Annotated in this window: 13 protein-coding genes and 3 rRNA genes; 10 read left to right on the top strand and 6 right to left on the bottom strand. The window is 54.3% G+C overall.

Translation table 11 applies throughout. The features are described from left to right. Positions 1-46 precede the first annotated feature (46 nt). From BAD_RS06595 to BAD_RS06585, 3 genes are read left to right on the top strand one after another with little or no spacing between them, the layout of a single operon-like run. A complete protein-coding gene (locus BAD_RS06595) occupies positions 47-1,813 on the top strand; it encodes a TraM recognition domain-containing protein (RefSeq protein WP_011743566.1) in 1,767 nt (588 codons plus the stop codon). Then, positions 1,779-2,996 (top strand): DUF4913 domain-containing protein, encoded by a 1,218-nt coding sequence (locus BAD_RS06590; protein WP_231836970.1) that lies wholly within the window; start codon positions 1,779-1,781, stop codon positions 2,994-2,996. The genes BAD_RS06595 and BAD_RS06590 overlap by 35 nt, the downstream gene beginning before the upstream one ends. Further along, on the top strand, positions 2,993-4,177 hold the full coding sequence (locus BAD_RS06585) for a hypothetical protein (protein ID WP_011743564.1): 1,185 nt from the start codon (positions 2,993-2,995) through the stop codon (positions 4,175-4,177). The genes BAD_RS06590 and BAD_RS06585 overlap by 4 nt, the downstream gene beginning before the upstream one ends. Before the next feature lie 586 nt (positions 4,178-4,763). On the opposite strand, the gene BAD_RS08885 is transcribed toward BAD_RS06585, so the two are convergent. Continuing rightward, positions 4,764-5,864, bottom strand: coding sequence for a replication protein RepA (locus tag BAD_RS08885; protein WP_041777379.1), 1,101 nt, complete (start codon positions 5,862-5,864; stop codon positions 4,764-4,766). Positions 5,865-6,566: 702 nt separating this feature from the next. Continuing rightward, complete coding sequence (locus BAD_RS06575; protein ID WP_041777378.1) at positions 6,567-6,995, bottom strand: helix-turn-helix domain-containing protein; 429 nt, start codon at positions 6,993-6,995, stop codon at positions 6,567-6,569. Between the two features lie 599 nt (positions 6,996-7,594). Between BAD_RS06575 and BAD_RS06570 the strand changes: the two genes are divergently transcribed. The 4 genes from BAD_RS06570 (at position 7,595) to BAD_RS06550 (ending at position 16,466) form a co-directional block, all read left to right on the top strand. Further along, positions 7,595-9,124, top strand: a 16S ribosomal RNA gene (locus BAD_RS06570). 441 nt (positions 9,125-9,565) lie between these two features. Then, positions 9,566-12,641 (top strand): 23S ribosomal RNA (locus tag BAD_RS06565). 201 nt (positions 12,642-12,842) lie between these two features. Further along, positions 12,843-12,959 (top strand): 5S ribosomal RNA (rrf, locus tag BAD_RS06560). Together the 16S, 23S and 5S rRNA genes form the textbook arrangement of a ribosomal RNA operon. A gap of 282 nt (positions 12,960-13,241) precedes the next feature. Continuing rightward, positions 13,242-16,466, top strand: a complete 3,225-nt coding sequence (locus BAD_RS06550; RefSeq protein ID WP_011743560.1) for an alpha-mannosidase — start codon at positions 13,242-13,244, stop codon at positions 16,464-16,466. Between the two features lie 39 nt (positions 16,467-16,505). Here the strand turns inward: BAD_RS06550 and BAD_RS06545 are convergent, their stop codons facing one another. Continuing rightward, positions 16,506-17,960, bottom strand: a complete 1,455-nt coding sequence (locus BAD_RS06545; protein ID WP_041777376.1) for a hypothetical protein — start codon at positions 17,958-17,960, stop codon at positions 16,506-16,508. 348 nt (positions 17,961-18,308) lie between these two features. Between BAD_RS06545 and BAD_RS06540 the strand changes: the two genes are divergently transcribed. Then, positions 18,309-18,758, top strand: a complete 450-nt coding sequence (locus BAD_RS06540; protein WP_011743557.1) for a PH domain-containing protein — start codon at positions 18,309-18,311, stop codon at positions 18,756-18,758. A 131-nt stretch (positions 18,759-18,889) separates the two neighbouring features. Here the strand turns inward: BAD_RS06540 and BAD_RS06535 are convergent, their stop codons facing one another. From BAD_RS06535 to dcm, 3 genes are all read right to left on the bottom strand, one after another. After that, positions 18,890-19,312 carry a hypothetical protein gene (locus BAD_RS06535; RefSeq protein WP_041777375.1) on the bottom strand — a complete coding sequence of 141 codons (423 nt, stop codon included), beginning with the start codon at positions 19,310-19,312 and terminating at the stop codon, positions 18,890-18,892. A 423-nt stretch (positions 19,313-19,735) separates the two neighbouring features. Continuing rightward, positions 19,736-19,987 carry a DUF3427 domain-containing protein gene (locus BAD_RS06530; RefSeq protein WP_041777374.1) on the bottom strand — a complete coding sequence of 84 codons (252 nt, stop codon included), beginning with the start codon at positions 19,985-19,987 and terminating at the stop codon, positions 19,736-19,738. A gap of 22 nt (positions 19,988-20,009) precedes the next feature. Next, positions 20,010-21,284, bottom strand: a complete 1,275-nt coding sequence (gene dcm, locus BAD_RS06525) for a DNA (cytosine-5-)-methyltransferase (RefSeq protein WP_011743555.1) — start codon at positions 21,282-21,284, stop codon at positions 20,010-20,012. A gap of 194 nt (positions 21,285-21,478) precedes the next feature. Here dcm and BAD_RS06520 point away from each other — a divergent pair, with 194 nt between their 5' ends. Both BAD_RS06520 and BAD_RS06515 read left to right on the top strand, forming a co-directional pair. Then, the gene (locus tag BAD_RS06520) at positions 21,479-22,939 is read left to right on the top strand and encodes a Sau3AI family type II restriction endonuclease (RefSeq protein ID WP_011743554.1); all 1,461 of its coding nucleotides are present in this window, start codon (positions 21,479-21,481) and stop codon (positions 22,937-22,939) included. A gap of 174 nt (positions 22,940-23,113) precedes the next feature. Next, a complete protein-coding gene (locus BAD_RS06515) occupies positions 23,114-24,388 on the top strand; it encodes a ParB N-terminal domain-containing protein (RefSeq protein WP_011743553.1) in 1,275 nt (424 codons plus the stop codon). The last annotated feature ends 5 nt before the right edge of the window (positions 24,389-24,393 follow it).

Below are 24,393 nucleotides of genomic sequence, written 5' to 3'. Positions count from 1 at the left end.
ATGCCACGGGCGTCGTGGCGTCCTTCTCTGCGATGAAAGGAAATTGATGGACGTCGATCCGAAGCTCCAAACCAATAGGGTCGCCGATCTCGGACAGACTGTCAGACCGTCCAGTCGAGCCGCGGGCGTTGCGCTGCTCACCGCGTTGGCGGTCATGTCCGTGTTCGGCATGATGTGCGCGATGTCCGGCCATGGCTTTGACATATTCGCGCTTCTGTACATTCTCTCGGGCCAATGGGAATTCACGCGCGCGCAATGGACGCTGGCCGGTTTTCTTATCGTCTTGACCGCAATACTGGCCGGATTGTGCTGGTGGCTCGTCTCGCATAAGGTCGCACCGAAGGTCACGGGAAGCGCGGACCGCACCAGGGTCGATGTGTATGCACCGGCGATGGGTCATGGCAATGCCGTTGCCAAGGTCACCAGGCAGCGTGCGGAGAAAATGGCATCCCGGCTTGTCAAGGATTTCGATCCCAAGCGCATGGAGCCAGGCTATCCGCTCGGCCGTAATATCGTTGACGGAACGCCGATGAGCACCAGCTGGGAGGACATGGCGATCGTGCTCGCCGGCCCCCGTTCCGGAAAGTCTCTGTGCTATGCGATCCCGGCGATCTGTTCGGCACCAGGACCATGCCTCGCGACTTCGAACAAGGGCGACATCCTTGATGTGACCCGGCCTGTGCGCATGCATGACCATCCTGGTGGACGGATTTGGGTGTTTGACCCGGAACGCATTGCCGAGCCGAACCGGACGCATACCACGTGGGTGTGGAATCTGATCGATTCCATCCACACCATCGCAGACGCGAAACGTATCGCCGACTGTTGGCGATACGCCTCCGGACAGCCGGCCACAGGAGGCGACGACTTCTTTCCTGGGACCGCCGCCCAGCAGCTCGCGGACTACCTGTTCGCTGCCCATCTTGGAGACAAGACCGTTTCTGACGTGTCCCGTTGGGCGTCGTCCGAACGCAATACCGAGCCTGTGACCATCCTGACCAAACATGAGGGGTATGGCGAGATCGCCAGTCGTGTCAGCAGTGTCATCGCGTTGACTCCGGAAACCCGTAGCGGCGTGTTCGGCTCGTTGCAGACCATGGTGGCGTTCCTCGCAGATCCGGACGTGATCGAATGGGTCCTTCCCCGTGAGGGGGACGGCACTCCGGAGGGCAGGGACGTGTTCGATCCGCTCGCCTTTGCTACCAGCGAGGGGGACACGCTCTATCTGCTGTCCGCGCAGGGCCGTCCTTCGACCGCGTTGACGGCGAGCCTGACCGCGGTGGTCGCGTTCACCGCGTTTCAATACGCGCAGGCAGAATGCGCGGACAACAGCCGGCGTCTACCTAGACCGATGTGCTGTGTGCTCGATGAGGCCGCGAACATCTGCCGGTGGCCCGAATTGGCCGATGTGTACTCGTATTTCGGGTCCGCCGGCATACCGATCATGACGATCTGGCAGAACCCAGATCAGGGCAAAGCCGCGTTCGGCGAGACGAACTTCGGTAGCCTGTTCAACAACGCGAACATCCTTGTCTACTTGGGTGGCATCAAGGATGCGAAATGGCTTGGCGAGATCAGTAGCCTCGTTGGCCAGAGGGAGATTGTCCGGGGCAGCCTCAATATCGACGGGCGGGGGAGACGCAGCGTGAACAATAGCATCCAGAAGGAGAACATCCTGGATGTGTCCGACTTGGCCGAATGGCCTGTCGGCCGGGCGCTCGTACTCGCCTCGCAGTGCCGTGCACAGATTGACCGGACCATGCCGTGGACCGAAAACCATGTCTGGAACGACATCATCCGCAGAGCCGCATGACATGGGCTTCGGATCATTCATCGAAAGGTTGAGCATGGCGTTCCATAGAAATCCTTCAAAAGACAAAGAGTTCCAAACAATCCGCAAGGCGATGGTCTTTCCGCCGAACTTGTCGGCCGATGCGCCGGCAGCTCCTGTTCCACTTCCGTGGTCGGATGCGCTTCCGCCAGAGCCGCCTGCTCCACCGCAAACGGCTTCCGGAAACGTGCGGGTCGAAGAACTGACCATCGAGGATGGGCCGGAGCTAGAACGCGCGGTCGCTGCCACATTTGCCGTAGATGGGGTTAAGGACGCGACCAGATACGGGTTGACCATTCCTTTTCTCCGTTGGCTTATCGCCTACAAGGCCGAGCTCACGGCAGAGGATTTCGCCGTCGTCTCGCGGGAAGATCTGATCCAGGTCGAACGGAAGCGGACGGATGCGAGACGACATTCGTCGAACTCCGCATATCGTCCGCGGCCTTCCCAGATCGGCATCGAGCGGGAGCCGAATTCGAATCCAAAGATTTTCGATGCCACGACAGTCGATTCCGAGGGCCGAACTTCCATCGCCACTATTCAGAATGGAGGTGAGCCTGCGGATGGAAACGGGATCGACGATGTCCTATCCACACCGGAATCAAGGGAGATAGGTGACGACCAGGCCGAACGGGAGGCTCTGGTCGGCCAATTCGGCGCACGCACGCAAATGCGTGACACGTACTATCCGAACCTCGCTTGTTTCGTGGAACTGCATGTCGCGAACATGTGGCCCTACCAACAGGGCGTGATGACGAAGTTCCTATGGGTACCGGACTGGTGGCGCTATCCGCCGCTCATCTACCAGCTTGACGCGCTGTGGCGTGCCTACGAGAACGCGCGACGGCAACCGGGACAGATGATGATATTCAGCATCCAGGCGTTCGGTCTGCTCGACCGCGTGTTCAACAAGGACACCGGTCTCGTCGCCTCTCTTGGCATCGACGAGACCGAGCACACGACCGGCCCGAACGAACCACTTCCATGTATCCGGCCTCCTAGGGGCTGGCGGCGCAAGGCCATGGAACCGCTGCGTCCAATCCGACCTAAGGACATGGATGAACCGATACCCACCGTGGAGATGGAAAAACAATCACACCGCATGATACCGAAGATGCGCTCGTCCAGTAGGAATCAACGAAAACAACAGGAAGGAAATCGATGATGTCAGCGATGGATCCTGATGACGCACTCGACCAGCTGCTTAACAACACATGGAGCAACATGGCCCAGCAGTTAGGCATGCTGCATCGTTCCCTGAGCGCGGACGCCCAGCAGCATCGGAGGGAACGTAGGGCGGAGCGGATGCAACAAAATCGGCTTCAGGCTGCGGAAATCAAAGAGATGGAGCTGCAACGCACACGTCTGTTGTCTTGGGAGAGCGCCCATCGACGTGAATTGAACAATGGTTTCGAAAGTGTACTGAACGCGACCGTACTCGGTAAAAAAGGTTGTTCACCGTTAAGCGACACCAGTCTGCTGAAGGCTTGGAATATCAGCGACATGCTCGTGGGGACGGATCCAGGATACGCAGCCCAGCTCAACCGTGCGCGGAATCTTATGAATGCGGAATGGTCGAAACGCCATCCTGGCGAGACGATTGAACAACATGCGGACCGAGTCACGCGCAACGTGACTATCGCATATGCGGCTCGTACGCCCGCATTGGAGGATACGCTCGCCGCGTTTGAGAAGGCCGGATTCACTGTCTCCTTGGATCGGCAGGAGCTGTCCCCAAATGAGTTCGAGGCCCTGCATGACGGTGAAACATTTCGGGTCGAACCGGAGTTCGGCGAGGGTTGGAACGGGCAGAGGAACGACCTGATCGCCGAGTGTGTGATGATGCAAGCCGTCGTGTCCGTCGATGAGGCAGGACAACAGATCAGCTATTTACGCGATGCTGGACTGCCGGAATCATCTGGTGGCGACAACCGCAGCGAAGGCAATGAGCCCTCCAGCTTGTTCGAGGGATCCATGAACGAAAACGAAAATGCGGCTCTCCTTTCCGACCTGCCGCTCCCATCCGAATCCAATATGGAAAAACCGGATAAGACTGCTAGCGCCATGATTGTTTCCTCTTCCGAAGTCGGACCCACGGAGAGGAGAAGAGAAGAAGTCGTCGAGGTCAAAACCGGGGGAGACCTATCCGCCACCAGGATAGAGACCGTTGATGATGGAACCAATCTGGTTGACCTGTATGAAGCAGAGGAATGGAATGGTCCAGATATGTTTGGCGAATATAGTCCCAAGCAGGAGGCGTCAATGATGGGTAGTAATTCACCAATGCCGGCAGGGAACATCGCGTTACCGGACATTCGCACTCTCAAACATTCAGATAATCGATAATAGGTTATATGTTTCTTATATAAATTCTATATAAGAAACATATAACCTCCATACAACATCACTTCATCCGCCGACCCACAATCAAAAACAGTCAAATCGACTTCCTCGCACCACCCCAAAAATATCCTTGCGAACACATACCCAAGCCCCGCTTAAGTGTTGTTACCAAAAAGTGATACAACGTTTATTTTGCCGGCAAAATCAACAGAGAACATAGAAAGCGCCCCGTAAACACGAATCCAGAACACACCTCGGATATAGAGACCACTTCATCACATGAGGCAAACCACGGCGAGAGTCGCAGTGAATCCGCCGCTCAAAATAAACCCGCAAATCAATTCCCGATGACCCCAAGAAGGGGATGCTACAGTCCAAAAAACTATATAATAGTTATATATATCTTATATAACTATTATATAGTTATGCAGATATGTCACATCAACGCAACCGATTAGCGACAATAAAAAGGTCCCGCATTATCTAAAGTGTTGTACCCTCAATAGTCACAACGCTTATTTTCAATAGAAGCTAAGCGTTGTAAAAGAACCAGATACATCACTTATTTTTGCGGCGGCCAAAAATGCAATCATCCCAAAGTTGCCGAACCATGGAACTCGCGGTTTCGATGGTCGTACAGACAAAACGGGCATTCATCCTGGGGTGATATACCTTCCAGATGGTCTCTGGCAAGACCGACATCGAACAGAGACTGGCTGGTGAAGACTTTTCCCCATCCAGTGATGTTCTGCCAGAATCCCTCATCATCAGATTTCCCGCTAACGAGAGAGCACGAATGAGATGATGATGCGCGCCTAGCAAATTCCTCGTTACGTTCTTTTTTCCTGGTCTCGGCAAGAGTGGGCACATGCGTGGAGGAAGGGAACAGGGTAACACCATTGCTGTCGCTGACTGTCAAATCAAGACCATCCCATGCATCCCTCACATGAACCAAAGCAGCTTTAAATGTCTGCTTGAATTTTTTCATGGTCTGAGCGGAGCTTCCGAATTGTCCGCGAAGCTGTTCCCAAGTCACCAGTGATGGCTGACGCAGATAGGACATCCTTCGATTGAGCCACAGGTAGATATCCAAAGAGAGGGGAGACTTGATCTTGTTCAGTTCGCGAAGGACCCTGAAATCAACAGGTACCGGATTCTCCTTGACCACCTTTTTCACAAACATTTCGGAGAACTGAATCCAGCATTCCTTATCCTCGGGATGCTGAGCCCATTCCTCTGCATCCACCCACGGAACATGCCAGGCCTCGGCGACGACGAATTGGCCTCCCGAATCAATCTGGTCCTCGCCAAGATTTGTGATTGTGTATGCGGTTCTGAGCCAGTAGTTGAATTGATTGCGTAAACGTCTATACTGATTTCCTCCCCGCGTAATGCCTAAGCGGTGTTCTGCAAATTCGTAAAAACTTTTTCCGATGACCCATTTACGGCTGGAGGTATCCCAACTGGAATCGTTGGTCAATATGAGAGTGGCGACAATGGCGTCAAGATTACGCGGCAGCTTGCCATAAGGCATGCATTCACCGAGAGCGGTGAAGGTCACCTCGACATTGCCATTCCGTTTTACGATTTTACGTTCCGGGGTTTTCTTCAATGGAAGAGAAACAATGGAGGAGATACGTGATATGTACCCGGTATCAGCATCGAAGCGGGAGACTTCCTTTTTGGGCATATCTTTTACCTCTGGACTTTGGCGAAACGGCGGCATGGGGTGTTGTTATTTAGGTACCACTGTAATGCATAGTGGTGTCATTCGGGTACCAAACCGTATGAATAGTGTCATTCTGGTACCAAAGCATTGTCATTTGAGTACCAAATCATGTCTTCTAGGTACCGCTTGGAGCATCTCCCCGTCATCTGATTTCATTGGTGGCGATGTCTCCTCCCCCTAGATTGCTCCGTGTCTTCTAGGTACCATTCCAATACGCGTCGAAGTCCATTTTCCTTAGAAAACATTGGGATTCACCACCAAAACCGAAGGGAAAAGGACATTTCGTGTCTTCTAGGTACCAGCTCGTGTCTTCTCGGTACCACCAGAATCCGCGCCGAAGGTCAATTCCCCCTAGAAAACATTGGGATTCACCACCAAAACCGAAGGGAAAACAGCATTTCGTGTCTTTTGAGTACCAATGTGTCTTCTAGGTACCATTTCGTGTCTTCTAGGTACCATTTCGTGTCTTTTGAGTACTTGAATACCCTCGGAGCTCTACTGTCGCAAGGATTTGAGGGGAATCCCCTATATACCTATATACCTATACTAGAAAATAGATTCGTGTCTTCTGGGTACCAGCTGTAGATTGGTCAGACACCTTGTATCTATTCTAAATGTTGTATCTAAATTAACCACAACATTTATCTTGTCTGTTTCACCACATCATTTTTCAAGAAAGTCAACTGGATCACACTGGAGAGCTTCCGACAAACGTCTGGCAGTATCTAGCCTCATGCCGGAGGTAGAGCGGTAGCCGGTCTCGAACCAAGAAATATTTGGTTGAGGAATTCCCGTCATTTCAGACAGCTCACTTTGCGTATAGCCACGAGTCCTACGAATCTCTCTCAATCCGTCTTCAGCACAATGAATTCCGCCTCGCCATCCGCTATCGGGGTGTAAATCTAAAACATTGCAATGCAACGCTTTGGATATCTGGCAAGCAGTGTCCAAATGCATGTTGCGTACACTTTCGGGATTACCTTCAAACATGGCAAGACGTTCATGATCAACGCCGGAAAGATTGGCTAGTTGCTCTAGTGAAAGCCCTTTCTCGAGCCTTATCTCTTGCATCCCCATAAGCAACGCCTCCATGCCATTCCCTCCCTTCAAATTATCACTAGGTTTTCTCCCACCCTCCATTCGGCCTACCGGAGAGAGAGGTTCTTTTCCCGATAGTCTGCTGTGAATTCAGGCTTGAATTCCACGCGACCCACAGAATAACAGAACGCCCTCAACGAACTACTTTGCATGATTCTGTCTTATTTGCAACCTAGCTGGTTACAAACCGCATGAAAAAGCCAGATATGGAAAGATACATTTTCAACGAAAGAACTTTCCGACACGCCGAGGGAACCGTTGCGCGGCAACGCCTCACGCCATACGCGCGGGACGCCGATTTGCGTGGACGGGCGGGAACGTGTAAATTAATCCCTTGCTGCCGCTCAGCGAGTGGTCCGGTTCACTCCGGATTGCGAGGTGGGTGAGTGGTGGTGGTTTGAGAACTCAAGAGCGTATTTGTACTACTTCTTTATAGTCAATGATTGCCAGTTCGTTGCCGGCCACGCTGACGCGTGGTGCCGAGGGATCGGTCAAACGGCGGCGAGGTTTTTGTGCGATGCGCCTTTCCTTATAAGGCGATCGTCAATTTTCTTATTTTGAGAGTCATTCAATTGGTTCTCTTCATGAAGTTTTTTGTGGAGGGTTCGATTCTGGCTCAGGATGAACGCTGGCGGCGTGCTTAACACATGCAAGTCGAACGGGATCGGCTGGAGCTTGCTCCGGCCGTGAGAGTGGCGAACGGGTGAGTAATGCGTGACCGACCTGCCCCATACACCGGAATAGCTCCTGGAAACGGGTGGTAATGCCGGATGCTCCAGTTGGATGCATGTCCTTCTGGGAAAGATTCTATCGGTATGGGATGGGGTCGCGTCCTATCAGCTTGATGGCGGGGTAACGGCCCACCATGGCTTCGACGGGTAGCCGGCCTGAGAGGGCGACCGGCCACATTGGGACTGAGATACGGCCCAGACTCCTACGGGAGGCAGCAGTGGGGAATATTGCACAATGGGCGCAAGCCTGATGCAGCGACGCCGCGTGCGGGATGACGGCCTTCGGGTTGTAAACCGCTTTTGACTGGGAGCAAGCCCTTCGGGGTGAGTGTACCTTTCGAATAAGCACCGGCTAACTACGTGCCAGCAGCCGCGGTAATACGTAGGGTGCAAGCGTTATCCGGAATTATTGGGCGTAAAGGGCTCGTAGGCGGTTCGTCGCGTCCGGTGTGAAAGTCCATCGCTTAACGGTGGATCCGCGCCGGGTACGGGCGGGCTTGAGTGCGGTAGGGGAGACTGGAATTCCCGGTGTAACGGTGGAATGTGTAGATATCGGGAAGAACACCAATGGCGAAGGCAGGTCTCTGGGCCGTCACTGACGCTGAGGAGCGAAAGCGTGGGGAGCGAACAGGATTAGATACCCTGGTAGTCCACGCCGTAAACGGTGGATGCTGGATGTGGGGACCATTCCACGGTCTCCGTGTCGGAGCCAACGCGTTAAGCATCCCGCCTGGGGAGTACGGCCGCAAGGCTAAAACTCAAAGAAATTGACGGGGGCCCGCACAAGCGGCGGAGCATGCGGATTAATTCGATGCAACGCGAAGAACCTTACCTGGGCTTGACATGTTCCCGACAGCCCCAGAGATGGGGCCTCCCTTCGGGGCGGGTTCACAGGTGGTGCATGGTCGTCGTCAGCTCGTGTCGTGAGATGTTGGGTTAAGTCCCGCAACGAGCGCAACCCTCGCCCTGTGTTGCCAGCACGTCGTGGTGGGAACTCACGGGGGACCGCCGGGGTCAACTCGGAGGAAGGTGGGGATGACGTCAGATCATCATGCCCCTTACGTCCAGGGCTTCACGCATGCTACAATGGCCGGTACAACGGGATGCGACCTCGTGAGGGGGAGCGGATCCCTTAAAACCGGTCTCAGTTCGGATTGGAGTCTGCAACCCGACTCCATGAAGGCGGAGTCGCTAGTAATCGCGGATCAGCAACGCCGCGGTGAATGCGTTCCCGGGCCTTGTACACACCGCCCGTCAAGTCATGAAAGTGGGTAGCACCCGAAGCCGGTGGCCCAACCTTTTTGGGGGGAGCCGTCTAAGGTGAGACTCGTGATTGGGACTAAGTCGTAACAAGGTAGCCGTACCGGAAGGTGCGGCTGGATCACCTCCTTTCTACGGAGAATACAGTCCATGTTTTTGGACAGTGTGAGCCACATGGGCGCCGGCAGTCGGCGTCGTTGTTGTGGATGCTGGTGTGGAAGAGATCAATGGCTTGGATGGGATTCGTCCCGTCCGGGAGTGGTATGGGTATGCTTTTGGGCTCCCGGACCGCCACCCCACGGGTTTTCTGTGGCGCGGTTCGATGCCCATGCGTGGTGGCCGGTCCTGGGTGGCTGGTCGGATCGTGTGGCGCGTGGTGGTTTGAGAACTGGATAGTGGACGCGAGCAAGAGAAACTGAAAGAACGTTTCTTTTTGCTTATCGCGATTTCGCCAAACTCTTCAATTGAGTTTGGTTTCGAGATCGATCGTTTTGTGATCATTTTAGTGTTAAGATTTGTCGTCTGGCGATCTTGCTATCAGGAAACCCGCGGGTGGGACGATGGTTTTGCTGTTGTGCCGCTTGCGAGGGCGTATGGTGGATGCCTTGGCAGACAGTACCGATGAAGGACGTTTGAGGATGCGATAATCCTAGGGGAGCCTCCAACATGGCTTTGATCCTAGGGTCTCCGAATGGGGGAACCCGCCGGCCGTCATGGGCCGGCACCGCCTATGGGCGGGGGGTACGCAGGGAAGTGAAACATCTCAGTACCTGCAGGAAGGGATACTCCGTGAGTAGTGGCGAGCGAAAGCGGATCAGACCAAACCGGTTGCGCGTGATACCCGTCGGGGGTTGCGTTGCCGGTGTTGTGGGATCACGTGTCCCGGTTCCGACGGGCCGGGCGGGAGTCATAAAACGGCTTGCCAGGGGAACAGGCTTGAAGGCCTGGCCGTAGAGGGTGCCAGCCCCGTACCTGGACGTGAGCCGTCTTCCGATCGTGTTGTCCCAAGTAGCGCGGGCCTCGTGGAATCCCGCGTGAATCAGCCCAGACCGTTGGGTAAGTCTAAGCATACCTGTCTGACCGATAGCGTACCAGTACCGTGAGGGAAAGGTGAAAAGCACCCCGGGAGGGGAGTGAAACAGTTCCTGAAACCGTGCGCCCACAAACCGTCGGAGCCTCCCTGGTGGGGTGACGGCGTGCCTATCGAAAAATGAGTCTGCGAGTCAGTGGCGGGTGGCGAGCATAAGCCGTGTGGCGTATGCGTAGCGAAAGCGAGTCCGAATAGGGCGTTTTCAGTCGCTTGTCCTGGACCCGAAGCGGGATGATCTAGCCCTGGGCAGGTTGAAGCGCGGGTAAGACCGCGTGGAGGACCGAACCCACCTGGGTTGAAAACCGGGGGGATGACCTGGGGCTAGGGGTGAAAGGCCAATCAAATTCCGTGATAGCTGGTTCTCTCCGAAATGCATTTAGGTGCAGCGTCGGTCGATTGCGTCGCGGGGGTAGAGCTACCGGATGCTTGCGGGCCCTTGTTGGGTACCAACAGCAGCCGAACTCCGAATACCGTTGACGTGTATTCCGGCAGTGAGTCGGCGGGGGATAAGCTCCGTCGTCGAGAGGGAGACAGCCCAGACCGTCGTCTAAGGTCCCGAAGCGTGTGCTAAGTGGGAAAGGATGTGGAGTCGCATAGACAGCCAGGAGGTTGGCTCAGAAGCAGCCATCCTTGAAAGAGTGCGTAACAGCTCACTGGTCTAGTGGTTCCGCGCCGACAATGTAGCGGGGCTCAAGCACACCACCGAAGACGCGGCAGCAATCTTCATGGTTGCTGGGTAGGAGAGCGTCCTGCGAGGGGCGAAGCGGCGGTGGAAACCGGCCGTGGACTTCGTGGGAGTGAGAATGCAGACATGAGTAGCGAGAGACGGGTGAGGATCCCGTCCGCTGGATGACCAAGGGTTCCGGGGCCACGTTCGTCGTCCCCGGGTGAGTCGGGTCCTAAGGCGAGGCCGACAGGCGTAGTCGAATGGATGAACGGGTGGATATTCCCGTACCGACCATGGACCGGCAAAACCGAGACGGTGAGTACTAACCTCCGCCTCGTGGTGGTTCCTTCCTTCGGGTTGGTATCGCCGCGTGGTGTTGGGAGCGTAGCCGCAGTAGGTCAGCGCAGGGGTGACACGGAATGGGAGCCGGCCGCGGAGGTGGTTTTCCGTGGTCAAGCACGCAGCCAGTCATGTAGGCAAATCCGCATGGCATGCATGGCGAGGTGTGATGATGGGAGCCGTTATGGTTCGATATCCGGTTGTCCAGGCCGTCGAGAAAAGCCTCGGCGTGAGGGCTATGGCCGCCCGTACCCCAAACCGACACTGGTGGTCAGGTAGAGAATACCAAGGCGATCGAGCGAATCCTGGTCAAGGAACTCGGCAAATCACTCCCGTGCCTTCGGTATAAGGGAGACCCACTGGGGTGAAGGACCTTGCGTCCGGAGCTTTGGTGGGTGGCACAGACCAGGGGGTAGCGACTGTTTACCAAAAACACAGGTGCATGCGAAGGCGAAAGCCGCTGTATATGCACTGACGCCTGCCCGGTGCCGGAAGGTTAAGAGGATCCGTCAATCCCTTCGGGGACGAAGCGGTGAATTCAAGCCCCGGTAAACGGCGGTGGTAACTATAACCATCCTAAGGTAGCGAAATTCCTTGTCGGGTAAGTTCCGACCTGCACGAATGGCGTAACGACTTCCCCACTGTCTCGACCAGGAGCTCGGCGAAATTGCAGTACGAGTAAAGATGCTCGTTAAGCGCAGAAGGACGAAAAGACCCCGGGACCTTTACTATACCTTGGTATTGGCGTTAGGCGCGGATTGTGTAGCATAGGCGGGAGGCTTCGAAGCGGGTGCGCCAGCATTCGTGGAGCCGCAAGGTGAAATACCGCTCTGTTCTCGTTTGACGTCTAACCTCGACAAGTCATCCTTGTCAGGGACAGTGCCTGGCGGGTAGTTCAACTGGGGCGGTTGCCTCCCAAAGAGTAACGGAGGCGCTCAAAGGTCCGCTCAGCCCGGTTGGCAATCGGGTGTCGAGTGTAATCGCACAAGCGGGCTTGACTGCGAGGACGACGGTCCGAGCAGGGACGAAAGTCGGAGATAGTGATCCGGTGCCGGCGCACGGGCGCGGCATCGCTCAACGGATAAAAGGTACCCCGGGGATAACAGGCTGATCATTCCCAAGAGTCCATATCGACGGGATGGTTTGGCACCTCGATGTCGGCTCGTCGCATCCTGGGGCTGGAGCAGGTCCCAAGGGTTCGGCTGTTCGCCGATTAAAGCGGCACGCGAGCTGGGTTCAGAACGTCGTGAGACAGTTTGGTCTCTATCCTCTGCGCTCGTTGGAATCCTGAGGAGGCCTGCCCATAGTACGAGAGGACCTGGGTGGACGAACCTCTGGTATGCCGGTTGTCGCGCCAGCGGCACGGCCGGTTGGCTACGTTCGGGAGGGATAACCGCTGAAAGCATCTAAGCGGGAAGCCTGCTCCAAGATTAGGATTCCGTACGGTCTTGAACTGTTGTAGCCCGCATGTTGAACACGTGTTTGATAGGCCGGAGGTGGAAGCCCCGTGAGGGGTGGAGCCGACCGGTACTAACGGGCGACGGCGACATAACATTCCGATCCTTTTGCGGGATTGGTTCCGCGTCTTTCCTGTGCTGGATCGTCCTGGACGGCAATATGCGTTGGGATGGTCACTGAACGATACAACGGTAGGCTTTGCCTCGCGTCCGCTAGCCGGTTCCCAGACCGCCACACGATAATTGAATGGCCGGAATGGCCGCCATGTTTTGGTTGTCGTTCCGTGATCGCGGTTTTGCGGTGGTCATAGCCCTGGTGAGACGCCCGGTCCCATTCCGAACCCGGTAGCTAAGGCCAGGCGCGGCGATGGTACTGCACTCGAGAGGGTGTGGGAGAGTAGCACGCCGCCGCTTCAAACGTATCGGGCCTCCCGGTCGAGCCTTTGGCTCCCGGGAGGCCCCTTTTTTATCCTCTCTTTTCGGGCTTCCCGGCGGGCGTCGCTCCGGGAACCCCCATTTTTTTCATCACCTCCCGGGCCTCCCGGCAACGCCTTTCGGGCTCGTCGAAGGTCCTTATCCGGAGTCTCCACCGGATGTCCGCTTTGAGAACCACTTTTCTCTTTGATATTTTTTGATTTGAGATTGTGTTGTGGCACCATGGATACACCATAGGAATCATGTGCCAAGGGGATAGCTATGTTTCTTCTTCCAGATCAGCAACTCAGACGTGTCAATCGAGTGATGCGGCAACGACTTGTGCCATATGTGCACGAAACATTATCGCATTGTCAGTTACGCGCTTTCGCCGATGAAGGCGAACCCGAACAGAGCGCCGACTTTCTTGCACGTGTCAGGGAAAACAAAGTGGATTTTCTCGACTTCATGGTTCCTGGTGCCTGGGGCACGATATGGGGTACCACATGGTTCGAGGTTCGTGGACGTATCGACCGTGAGTCGGTCAAAGGCAGAGCCGTCGAACTGGTTGTAGATCTGGGATGGAAACGACATCGTGGCCCGGGCTTCCAAGCGGAAGGATTATGCTATCGCCCTGACGGCAGCGTCATCAAAGCGGTGAATCCAGACAATTGCTGGATTCCGCTTATCGATGCCAATGGCGTGGCGAATGTGGAGCTTGATGATGCCGGTCGTTTCACGGTATATGTCGAGGCCGCATCGAATCCACTGGTCGAAGCTGACCTGCCATTCGCGCCGATGAATCTGGGGGAGCGTGCCGACGGTCGTCCATCCGACTATGTGCTCACCACAATGGACGTGTGCGCTTTCAACCAAAACGTGTTCGACTATCTGATGGACTTGGAAACCGTCACCTCGCTGATGAGGGAACTCAAGGATGATGATCCTCGATATTGGCAGCTGGCCAAAGCGCTGCAACGATCACTCAACACATATGACGAGCGTGATATCGCCGGAACTCTGGAGCCAGCCAAGGAAAAGCTTGCCGGGGTATTATCCGAACCCGCATATTCCAGCGTCATCCATCATGTCGCGGTCGGCCATGCGCATATCGATTCCGCATGGCTGTGGCCCGTGCGCGAAACCCACCGTAAAGTGGCCCGCACGGTGTCCAACGTGCTTGCCCTGATGGACGAGGATCCGGATTTCACGTACGCGATGAGTTCCGCCCAACAGTATGCGTGGCTGGAACAGGAACATCCAGACCTGTTCGCGCGCATGCTGCAGCGCATCAAGGAAGGACGATTCATTCCCGTCGGCGGAATGTGGGTCGAATCCGATAACATGCTGCCCACAGGTGAGTCGCTGATCCGCCAGATCACGTTCGGCATGCGTTACTTCCGTGAGCATCTTGGCGTGGAACCAAAAGGACTGTGGCTTCCCGACAGTTTCGGTTATTGCGGGGCATGGCCGCAAATCGCACGTCGTGCCGGTTTCGAATGGTTCCTCACACAGAAGATCTCATGGAACGACACCACGAAATTCCCCCACCATTCCTTCGAATGGGAAGGCATCGACGGATCGCGAATCCTTACGCACTTCCCGCCGTCGGACACGTACGGCTCGACCGTAAGTATGCAGGAACTGCAGTATTCCCAGCGCAACTTCCTTGACAAGGACCTGTCGCGCAACGCCATACTGCTGTACGGATACAGCGATGGTGGCGGCGGTCCCACCCGCGAAATGGTCGCACGTATCCGCAGGGACCATGATCTTGCCGGCGCTCCGAGCATCGATTTCGGCACTCCGGACGAACTGTTCGACCGCGTCCGACACGATATCGTCGATGAGGCTCCGGACGAAACCCCGGTTTTCAAGGGTGAACTGTATCTGGAACTGCATCGCGCCACACTGACATCGCAACAGGAAATGAAACGCGGATGCAGGCGGGAAGAAAACCTGCTGAGAACAACGGAATATCTGTGCGCCGCAGCCAGCGTGTTCAACCCAAAATACCGATATCCACGTGAGGAACTTGACGGTATCTGGAAAACGCTCCTGCTGAACCAATTCCACGACATTCTTCCCGGATCGGCGATCGCATGGGTGCATCGGCAGGCACGTGCGGACTACGTGCGCGACATCACAAGACTGCGTGATATCGCCGCTGAAGCGGGTGCTTCCATCGCATCGGCGCGGGATGATGCCGACATGCGATCGAACGCGGCCATCGTCCCATATACGGCAAAGAATGGCGATTCGTGGATTGCTCGCACCGCGGCAGTGGGAACGCAGGATGATGACGCGAACGGCACCGACGCGGTCGCCGATGAATCCACCATCGCAACGACATGTGACGACGGTCGAATCATACTTGACAACGGTTTGCTACGTGCCATCATCGCACCAGACGGTACGGTCCGTTCACTGATCGACCTTGATAATGGACACGAACTGGTGCCCGACGGCAGTGGAATCGGGCATTACGAGCTTCTCCGCGACGAGCCATACGAGTGGGACGCATGGGACATCCAGCGCGATGCCTTCCTCAGCGCCGAAGGCATCGATGACTCGCATGTGGAACGAGTGACGGAGACAAAACGCGGCGGAGCCACCGTGCACGTGTCCAGCACCGCCGACGGGGTGTCCATCGATGCCTGCATTACATTGCGGCCAAAGTCGAAAAGCCTTGAATTCCGGACCAAAGTGGATTGGCGGGCATCCGAACGATTCCTCAAAGTCGACATTCCCATGGCTATCCAGGCCGACCGGGCGCAGTACGAATGCCAGTACGGCATGGTGGAACGGCCCATTCAGAAGAACACACGTTCCGACGAGGCGAAATACGAAAGCTGCACGCACCGGTTCGTACGCGTCGCCGATGCCGGCTATGCGGCTGCGGTCGTCAACGCCAGCACCTACGGTTCCGACGTTTCGCCGATTCACCGGAACACGGCTTCCGGGCCGGTGCGTGGCACGATGATTCGACTTTCGTTGCTGTCGTCCCCGCTATACCCCGATCCGAACACTGACAAGGGCGTGCATGAGTTCGCGTGGAACGTTGTGGCGGATGCCAGTATGCCGGCTGTGCTTGACGAGGCGAACCGTCTCAACGCGGCCGTGCTGCCTGCCGTGCCGGCGTTCGATCCGCTGGCGCAGCTCAACCCGGTGGATGGCGTCATGGTGCTTGACTGGGTCAAGCTTGCCGATGACGGTTCCGGAGATCTGATACTGCGCGTCTATGAGGCGGTCGGCGGCGAAGCCCATGCGAGACTTGCCGTCAACGCCGCTTTGGGGAAGGCCACGGTACGCGAGTGTTCCATTATGGAGGATGCGCGGCTGGATGCCGAATTGCCCGCGGCTTTTGCCGACGGTGATCCGTCCGTGGCAAGAACGGCGCAAGGAGCGATGCTGAGCCTGCATCCGTTCCAATTGGCCACGTTGCGCGTCAGTTGTGGAAGCGATGGTGGAAATACTGATGGGAATGAGAGTGGAAGCCTGCGATAGATGAGAAACTGGCGGCGGATGTGCTGAGCCGTGCGCCGCCTATTCCTTGGCTTGAGTCCACGCCTGAAGCTTCATACGATTGAGCTCGGTGTTGGGATCGTACGTGTCATCCAACCGCTCCTGATACATCGCGACCAGTTCTCCGCCGCGGCCCAACGCCTCCAAAGCGGCCTCACGAATCGACTCCCATTCGTACGGCACCACTTCCTCGGGGAACATGACCGTGCACTGGTTCGGTGCGTCACGCTCCACCAGATCGACGAAATTCAGCAGATCCTGCCACCGTTCGGCAGCGATCAGCCGCGCCGCGTACGCGTCGGCAAGCGGCTCGGACGTATGGTTGTCGCGCAGGAAACGATCGGCCTCCTCGGCATCGCCACTGATCCGCATCAGATCGTGCCGCAGGAACTGCACGGCATGGTCGAACTGGTTTTGCGCGGTCTGCGCAAGCTGCTGTTTGGACAGGAATGATGGGTCAAGCATGGCGAGATCGTTCAGTTCCTCGGGGGAGAGGGTGGGCGAACCGCCGGTAGTGGAATCGCCGGCAGCGCCCGTGGAATGCGTGATCGAGTTCGCGGTATCCGCGCCGTCCGCAGCGTCTGTACTATTCGTGCTATGCGCACTGTCCGCGTCAGAGGACGTATCACGAAGGTCATGCGATTGCGTTGCGGTGGCGTCGCGTGCACCCGTATCGCCCGTAACATCACTGTCGATACTGCCGACGCTGTTCATAGTGTCGCCAGTCGTGCTGCTTGCATCGCCATTACCGGACTTCGCTGCGAAATCACGCATCGCGGCAATGCCCTTGTTCAACGCGTCATAGGCGAACATGCGCGTATCATCCCATTGCGCGAACGACAGTCCGCAAGACAGCAGCTCCACCATCTGCATGGCGTTGAGCCGGAAATCCTCATTGCACGCCACCTGCGTGATCATGCGCAACGCCTGCTCGCCCGTCATCGGATCGGCGTTGCAGGCCACGGCATCCATGTACACGCGTACGGTCTGAATCAGATCTTTCAGGTAGTCGAAACCCTCGTTGTCACGGTCGGCCACATTGCCGACGAACCTTGCGGTCATCTCCACAGCTTTGGCGAGATTGCCGACCGCGTCAAGCCATCGCGTGCTGATCACCGCGTTGCCGACCACCGCGTCCACGCCGGACAGCGCCTGCGAATCGATCGAAAACGTCGGCATATCGATGCGTGGAATCTCCACGCCCGTATCGGTACGTTCCGCGGTAGGCACCATGGAGGCGAGGGCGTCGAAATACCATTGCATGGGCATGGTGATGACCACGTCCGCGTCGGAAAGATTGGCGACCGGCACATCGTTACGTTGGTCGGAACCTTCTCGACTGGCTTCGCGTATCATGTGGTTCCACAGGAAGGTCGGTCCGTCGAATTCGTTGGAACTGAGCCATCCGTTGTTGACGTAATCGGTGAGATCGTCGGCATCCTGCCTGCGATTGAAGCTGCCCTGTCCAGAATCCATTGCATGCCTTTCCATTGCGCATCTAGGTGAGGCGGTGTTGTGGTTGAATATGTCTTATCAGTTCGCTACTGACGCCCAAGCCTATAGCATGATATGGCGCTCGTGCCGAAAGTTCCAGTTTCGATGCATGAAACATTCTGTGAAACACTTCTGCGCGCTTATTATGAGCTCTTGGTTGTGATTGCGATTCGTGCCGTTGCCGCTGTCTCCGTGATTCGAGATAAGTTGGGTGTCCTGGCCGGTAGAATTGCGATTGTTGTTGCATACGTCACGTAGTCGTGGCGTATTCCGTGGACTTAGGCGGGTCCATAAAGGCCCGTTATGGTCAGGTAAGAAAGAGAATTACCTATGAAGGTTGCAAGTGGCAATGTCTTGTGGCGGCAGCGTAAGCGTAATTGGTGCCGTACGCCATTCACATTCACCGTATACACGCTTACCGATCGGGAATTGAGCGTCAAAACCGGTATCTTGAATGAGAGATTCAACCTGATCAAGCTGTTTCGTATCGTTGACATCAGTGTGGAGCGTACGTTCCTGCAGCGTATTTTCGGTATGAGCACGCTTGTGCTGGATACGCGTGACCAGTCGTCTGGCAACGGCGTGGTGGCACTGAAGAACGTGATTAACGGTTTCGAGGTGCGTCAGGTGCTGCAGGAGGCTGTGGATGCGTCCCGGAAGGAGAATGGCATGTCCGCTCGTGAGTTCCTCGGAGGACCGGGTGGACGGGAATTTGGTCCTGGTTCAGATGGTCTGGATGTCGACGGTTTTGATGCGGGTGCCTATGCGGACGGTCAGTAAGCTGTAGCGGCGCGAAATGAGTCGATGAAGGTGGTTTGCGCATAGGTTCGATATATGTGCAAACCACCTTGTCGTTTGGGTTGTCTGTTTCGGAATGGTTTTGTGCACGAGAACTATTCGGGCGATCCCGATCAGTACTTGTTGGCGCCGGAGCCGATGAAGTTCACTTGGAAGCCACGGTGGTAGTGCAGGAACATATCCGCGCCGTAGCGATCGACCGGACGATGCGTGAATAGCATGCGGATGGCGAAGGCGGTCTGCACGTCTTCGGGCAGATTCATGAATTCCTTATGCGCGTCCCAATAGGGATTCATGGTGATGGCCGCGTCCGGTACGTAGGCGTAGCCGTAGCCGTCCTCGTTCACGTAGCCCATGAACGGCAGATCCCAAGCGTTATGCTCGGTAAGCGTTCGTTTGAAGTCTTCGACTTTGGCGAGTGCCTCGTCGCTGATGCCGAGGCTCTTGGCGACTTTATTGGCTTCAGTGGTCTTCGCCTCGGCGTCTTGGCTGAACATGTTGAGATCTACGGTGATGATGGGGTTCTTATCGGCCATGGCTTTGTCCTTTTACCTTGTATTTGTGAACATGAGTAATGTTTGTTTTCGTGTTCTCTTTAGATGAAAAGCGAACATGTGTGGTGGATAGTTTTTCTGTCCATGAATAACGATATCACGATTAATGGGCGTTGAAATCGCTGAAGATAAGCCATATTTGTGGTTGTGTGCGTTAATTCGTTGCAATATAGGCAATCTGCCATGGGGTAAAAGAAATGGAAAAAGATAACATTGAGCGTGTTCTTTTTATTTTGGAAATTCGTGTTGCTCTAGTGTTCATATGAACATGTGTAGTTGATTATGGTCTGTGTGAATGCGTCTGATTTTGATAAGTCGTGTTTCTGACGCCGATGATGGACGACTCACTTGTGCCTGGCGTATCCGACTCGAGATAGGCAAAAGGAATTGCAAAACGACCGCGGATTACAGCGCGGACTTGCCGGTGAGATGGCGGTAGAGCTCCGGATCGACCGGCTTGATGAGATTGAGCGTGGAAACGACCACCTTTGACTCACTGCCGTCCTCGCTGCGGTTCACCGATTCGCGCACATCATCCAATGCAACCGCGCTGCCGATGAAATAATAGGATTTCTCCTGCTCCTCGGCTTTACGACGGATGAAAACCGGCACAAAATGGCGATTCTGCCATTCCGGAGTACGTTCCGTTCCGTCCAACAGCCACCGGAATTCGTTTGATTTACCGTTTCGAATCGTTGTCTTCAGCGATGACTTTGCCGATGCGATGCGGAATTTCCGTAACGAGGGCATTGCCCATACAGAAAGCGCGATGTCCGTCTGTCATTCCGTCGTCGGTCCAGCCTTTCGGGAAACGCTGGAGCTGATCCAGCTCGTCGGGAACGAGTCTTCTTAGCCGCCCATTCTGCATGACTACATGCTTGGTGCGGCTTGCTCCACGGCCGCCTTCTCCAGTGAGAATGGTGCGGCTCGGCTTATCCAACGGATCGGGGAATGCGATGGGACCTTCAGAGTAGACGTATTCATGTCCGTTACTAGCGGTGCGTTTCTCGTGTTTGCCGCCTTTGAGATATTCCCATGACTTGAGATTGTCTCCAGTGATGAAGAATTCTTCCGGAACCTGCTCGATCGGTACGAGGAATTCACCCAACGTACGCTGTGGGCCGTTGTAGATGGGCTTGACTCGGCGTGTAAGCACCTTACCGTTCTGCATTACGCCGGCTTCCTTGAATCGTGAGATTTTGTCTCCGATGCCGAATTCTTTCGTGGACCTATAAGGGTCTTTGCTGACGGAGAAACGTTCAGCTCCGAATCGCTCATCCGGTTCGATGGGGAAAGCTCGTGCTTCGACCCCCACATGGAAGAGCTGGTTTTCCAAATCCCATTTTGGAGCGTCATGTTCAGCGTAAATGTATACGCGTCGGCGACGTTGTGGCATGCCGTAATCGGCAGCATTCACCACGTGCCATTCCACAGAATAGCCCAAGCGATATAGGCAAGAGAGAATAATCGCGAAATCGCGGCCACGTTGTGCGGTAGGAGATTTCAGAAGTCGGTCGACGTTCTCAAGAAGTACATACTTCGGGTGGCGCATTTCAAGAATGGCGTTGATGCTCCACCAAAGCACGCCTTTTTTACCTTCAATGCCAGATGCAAGACTTGCGGGCTTCGCGACCGAATAATCTTGGCAGGGGAAGCCTCCAACGAGCATGTCGAATTCCGGCAATTCACGTTCGCCATTTTTGATTTGTTCGACAACGACTGCGATATCTTCATTGACGCAGCTTCCTTCGCCAAAGCGCTTTTCGTAGCAGCGCCATGCGAATTGTTTGGTGGGTCGCCCATCTGGCTCCCAATTATTGGCCCAGACGGTGTGGAAATTGCCGGCTGGCTTCATCTCGAAATCGGGATACTTGGGATTGCTGTAACCATCAAGTCCAAGTCGGAATCCGCCAACGCCGGCGAATAGTTCAACGACTTTGATTTCCTTGCTCATTACAGCTCTCGCGCTCCTTTAACTCTTGCGATCCGAACGATCGTTCGAGATACTACTGGCCAATATCTTATCTAATCATGAGGAATCGATCAAATTCAGTGTGTCGTGTTTATAAAAGGGGCTTACGGTGGTTAAATGCAAAAGAGTTGGGGCTGAATTGGAATGGCCTCGAAAGAGATGTGGGAGCTAGTTCGATGTTGAACGAAGAGCGTAGTTTTTCATCATTGGAAGAAGTCACGAAACTGTTGATTGCAGCTGAGGGGAAGACTTTTCGAGAACTTGACGAAACAGGTCGTGGCGATTCGGCAGGAAACAAGGGCTCGCTTGGCAATATCATTGAGGAATCCGTTCTGCATTATCCTGTCAACTCAGATGCTGAGGCTGATATCCTCGTTGGCGATACGCGTTATGAGCTTAAAGTGACCCCACTGAAGCATTCCGGCAAGGGCAAACGTACGAAGACAGTTGCCAAGGAGAGACTTGTCCTTGACATCATCAATTACGAGAATCTGCCTAAGGAAAATTTTGAAGATTCCCGGTTTTGGAATAAGTCGAAGAACATCATCATGGTGTACTACTACGATGACCGCGAAGACAAGAAAACCCAATCACGCTTGGACTGCAAGGTCTTGAAATCTGTTGTCTTGCATTATGATGAAAACGATTTGGCGACGATTCGAGATGATTGGGAGACGATTCACGAGAAAGTTGCCTCGGGGCATGCAAATCAGCTTTCGGAATCGGACACAAACTATCTTGCCGCATGCACGAAGGGTGCGAATGCTTCCAGTATGAGAGATGCTCCCGCGCCAGCCGGCTCTGGTAAGGCGCGGATACGTGCGAAACAGCGTGCGTTCAGCTTCAAATCATCTTTCATGACGTCGATTGCCGAACGTGCTTTGGTAAGCCGCATTGAGGAATACAGTTTGCCGATTCCGTCGAACCAGACGCTTTCTGAATTCCTGTGGCAACAAATGAGCCCGTACATCGGGAGAAGTGTTGATGACATCGCTCTTCGATTGGGTATTTCGAAATCGGATTCGAAAGCCAGCAAGAGCCGGCTCGTCATGAAAATGGTTGGTGCGGAAGGGCGTAGCGTCGATACGATTGAACAATTCCGCAAGGCCAATGTGACCAAGCTGAAGACTGTCGTATTGTATCCGGATGGGCTCCCGAAGGAAAACATGTCTTTTCGCCAGATTACAGAGGAAGAGTGGCAGGGACTAGCATCCTTTGATGCGAAATGGGAAGACTCGTTCCTGTACGAGTATTTCGAAGAGAACAAGTTCTTTATTGTCTCATTTAAATCTCCGGTACCGTATTCGCAACATGTGGCCGGTAATGACCGTCTTGTTGGAGGATTCCTTTGGAATATGCCGGAAAAGGATATCGAACAGTATGTCCGTCCGGTCTGGGAGCGGCTGCATGAATTGATGCTGAGCGGTGGGTCGGTACATTACGGACGAGGAACCAATTTACTTCCTGGAGCGAGCTTCAACGGAGTCTGCCATTTAAGGCCGAAAGGGCAGAACAGCGATGACGTGGCGCGTCTGCCTAATGGCGAATCGATTACCAAGCAATGCTTCTGGCTCGATCGACATTATGTGGCCGAACTGATTCGTGAGAATCAAAAAGTGAACGGCAATGTGAAATGAAATTGGTGCAAGCAGGCGAAGCATTGTCTTGAAGACATTCGTGCTAGTCATGATTCGAGTATTTGATGATATTCCTCTATCAAATTCTTGGCCATAGTATATTTGATTGAATATTTATGGCTTGCTTTGCGAAAGCAATAGGAAAAAAGTATTGGAAAAAGGGAAAGGCCTGCGATGATTTCGTTGAAGAAGCTCGCTGCTGATGGACTGATTAAATTGACCGACGCGAGACGTAAGTACACGATAGATGGAGTGCAGCGGCTTGAGGCCATATATCGTATTCCCCTTAAATACCTTTATTACAACAATCAAAATGGGCGAATTAGTACAGCTCTTCAAAAATACGTTAGTGGGCATCCAGAGGTGGTCTTGAACCCCGCCTTGGATGATGAAAATCCTGAGTATAACGATTTGTTTGAGAGTTTTATCTTTAAATCGAATGAACAGCGCATGAAGGCGACCCAGGAATCGATTTCAGATAGAGGTCAAGAGGAGCCTGGTGTCGTGCTGGATGACGGCCGTGTGATTGATGGCAATCGCCGGTTTACGGCATTGCGCCGAATTCAAAAGAGCAAAGGCATAGAACAATACTTTGAAGCTGCGATTCTTGATTTTGATATCACCAATTCTGTTGATAAAAAAACAATCAAGCAGCTTGAGCTTGATTTGCAGATGGGAAAAGAAGACCGACAGGACTATGATCCGATCGATCGAATTTTCGATGTGTATAACACCGTTTACGTCGAAAAAATAATGACTCCTCAGGAGTATGCGAAAAGTATCGGCAAAGAACGAGCAAGGGGAATAAACAACGATATTAAGGAAGCGAAGCTGATTTCTTCGTATCTTGAATTTATTGGTGCTCCGAGGGACGCTTATTACATTGCCAAAGAGCTTCGGCTTGACGGACCGATGAATGAGGTGAGAAGGGTTCTCGACAAAAATAAGCTACTTGACGATGGGGAAGTCAAGAGTGCGGTTTTCGCTTTGCTGTCGATGCATTATTCTGGGACGGATGCGAATGAGGGTGGAGATATCACACGTCTTATTCGTAAAGAGCTTCAATCCATGGTTTCCAAGAAGGATGATTGGGTTTGTCTTACGGAAGACAATGTTGACACGATATATGATGCTTTCCAGGATACACCTGTCTCTGATGCATCTCAGATTTCGCAGATTCTGAATTCGAGCGAAGGGATTAAGGCTGCGTCGAATGATTTTATGCGGTCTAGTCGACGTTTGGGAAAGATGAACGAGTACAGAGGCGAGCTTCAAAAAGTAGTCGAAACTGTAAGTGCGTGTGTGGAATCGCTTGAAAGCATTGATACTGCTACTTTGGAAAACCTTACGGTGGAGCAATCCAAGGACGTGGCTGCGGATTTGGAGAAAATCGGAATGATCGTTCGTAAGGATTATGATGTTTTATCTCAGACGGGTAATCTGCTATGAGCTTC

The organism is Bifidobacterium adolescentis ATCC 15703, from assembly GCF_000010425.1.
GTDB classification, from domain to species: Bacteria; Actinomycetota; Actinomycetes; order Actinomycetales; family Bifidobacteriaceae; genus Bifidobacterium; species Bifidobacterium adolescentis.
Note: the sequence above shows the minus strand (reverse complement) of the source record. Positions and strands in the feature narration are given on the sequence as shown.

Bases quoted from the DNA above. Each gene is read 5' to 3' on its own strand.
- dcm (WP_011743555.1), bottom strand. From the start codon at position 21,284: ATGAGCAAGGAAATCAAAGTCGTTGAACTATTCGCCGGCGTTGGCGGA.
- BAD_RS06540 (WP_011743557.1), top strand. From the start codon at position 18,309: ATGAAGGTTGCAAGTGGCAATGTCTTGTGGCGGCAGCGTAAGCGTAAT.
- BAD_RS06595 (WP_011743566.1), top strand. From the start codon at position 47: ATGGACGTCGATCCGAAGCTCCAAACCAATAGGGTCGCCGATCTCGGA.
- BAD_RS06520 (WP_011743554.1), top strand. From the start codon at position 21,479: ATGTTGAACGAAGAGCGTAGTTTTTCATCATTGGAAGAAGTCACGAAA.
- BAD_RS08885 (WP_041777379.1), bottom strand. From the start codon at position 5,864: ATGCCCAAAAAGGAAGTCTCCCGCTTCGATGCTGATACCGGGTACATA.
- BAD_RS06515 (WP_011743553.1), top strand. From the start codon at position 23,114: ATGATTTCGTTGAAGAAGCTCGCTGCTGATGGACTGATTAAATTGACC.
- BAD_RS06585 (WP_011743564.1), top strand. From the start codon at position 2,993: ATGATGTCAGCGATGGATCCTGATGACGCACTCGACCAGCTGCTTAAC.
- BAD_RS06590 (WP_231836970.1), top strand. From the start codon at position 1,779: ATGTCTGGAACGACATCATCCGCAGAGCCGCATGACATGGGCTTCGGA.
- BAD_RS06550 (WP_011743560.1), top strand. From the start codon at position 13,242: ATGTTTCTTCTTCCAGATCAGCAACTCAGACGTGTCAATCGAGTGATG.
- BAD_RS06535 (WP_041777375.1), bottom strand. From the start codon at position 19,312: ATGGCCGATAAGAACCCCATCATCACCGTAGATCTCAACATGTTCAGC.
- BAD_RS06575 (WP_041777378.1), bottom strand. From the start codon at position 6,995: ATGGAGGCGTTGCTTATGGGGATGCAAGAGATAAGGCTCGAGAAAGGG.
- BAD_RS06545 (WP_041777376.1), bottom strand. From the start codon at position 17,960: ATGGATTCTGGACAGGGCAGCTTCAATCGCAGGCAGGATGCCGACGAT.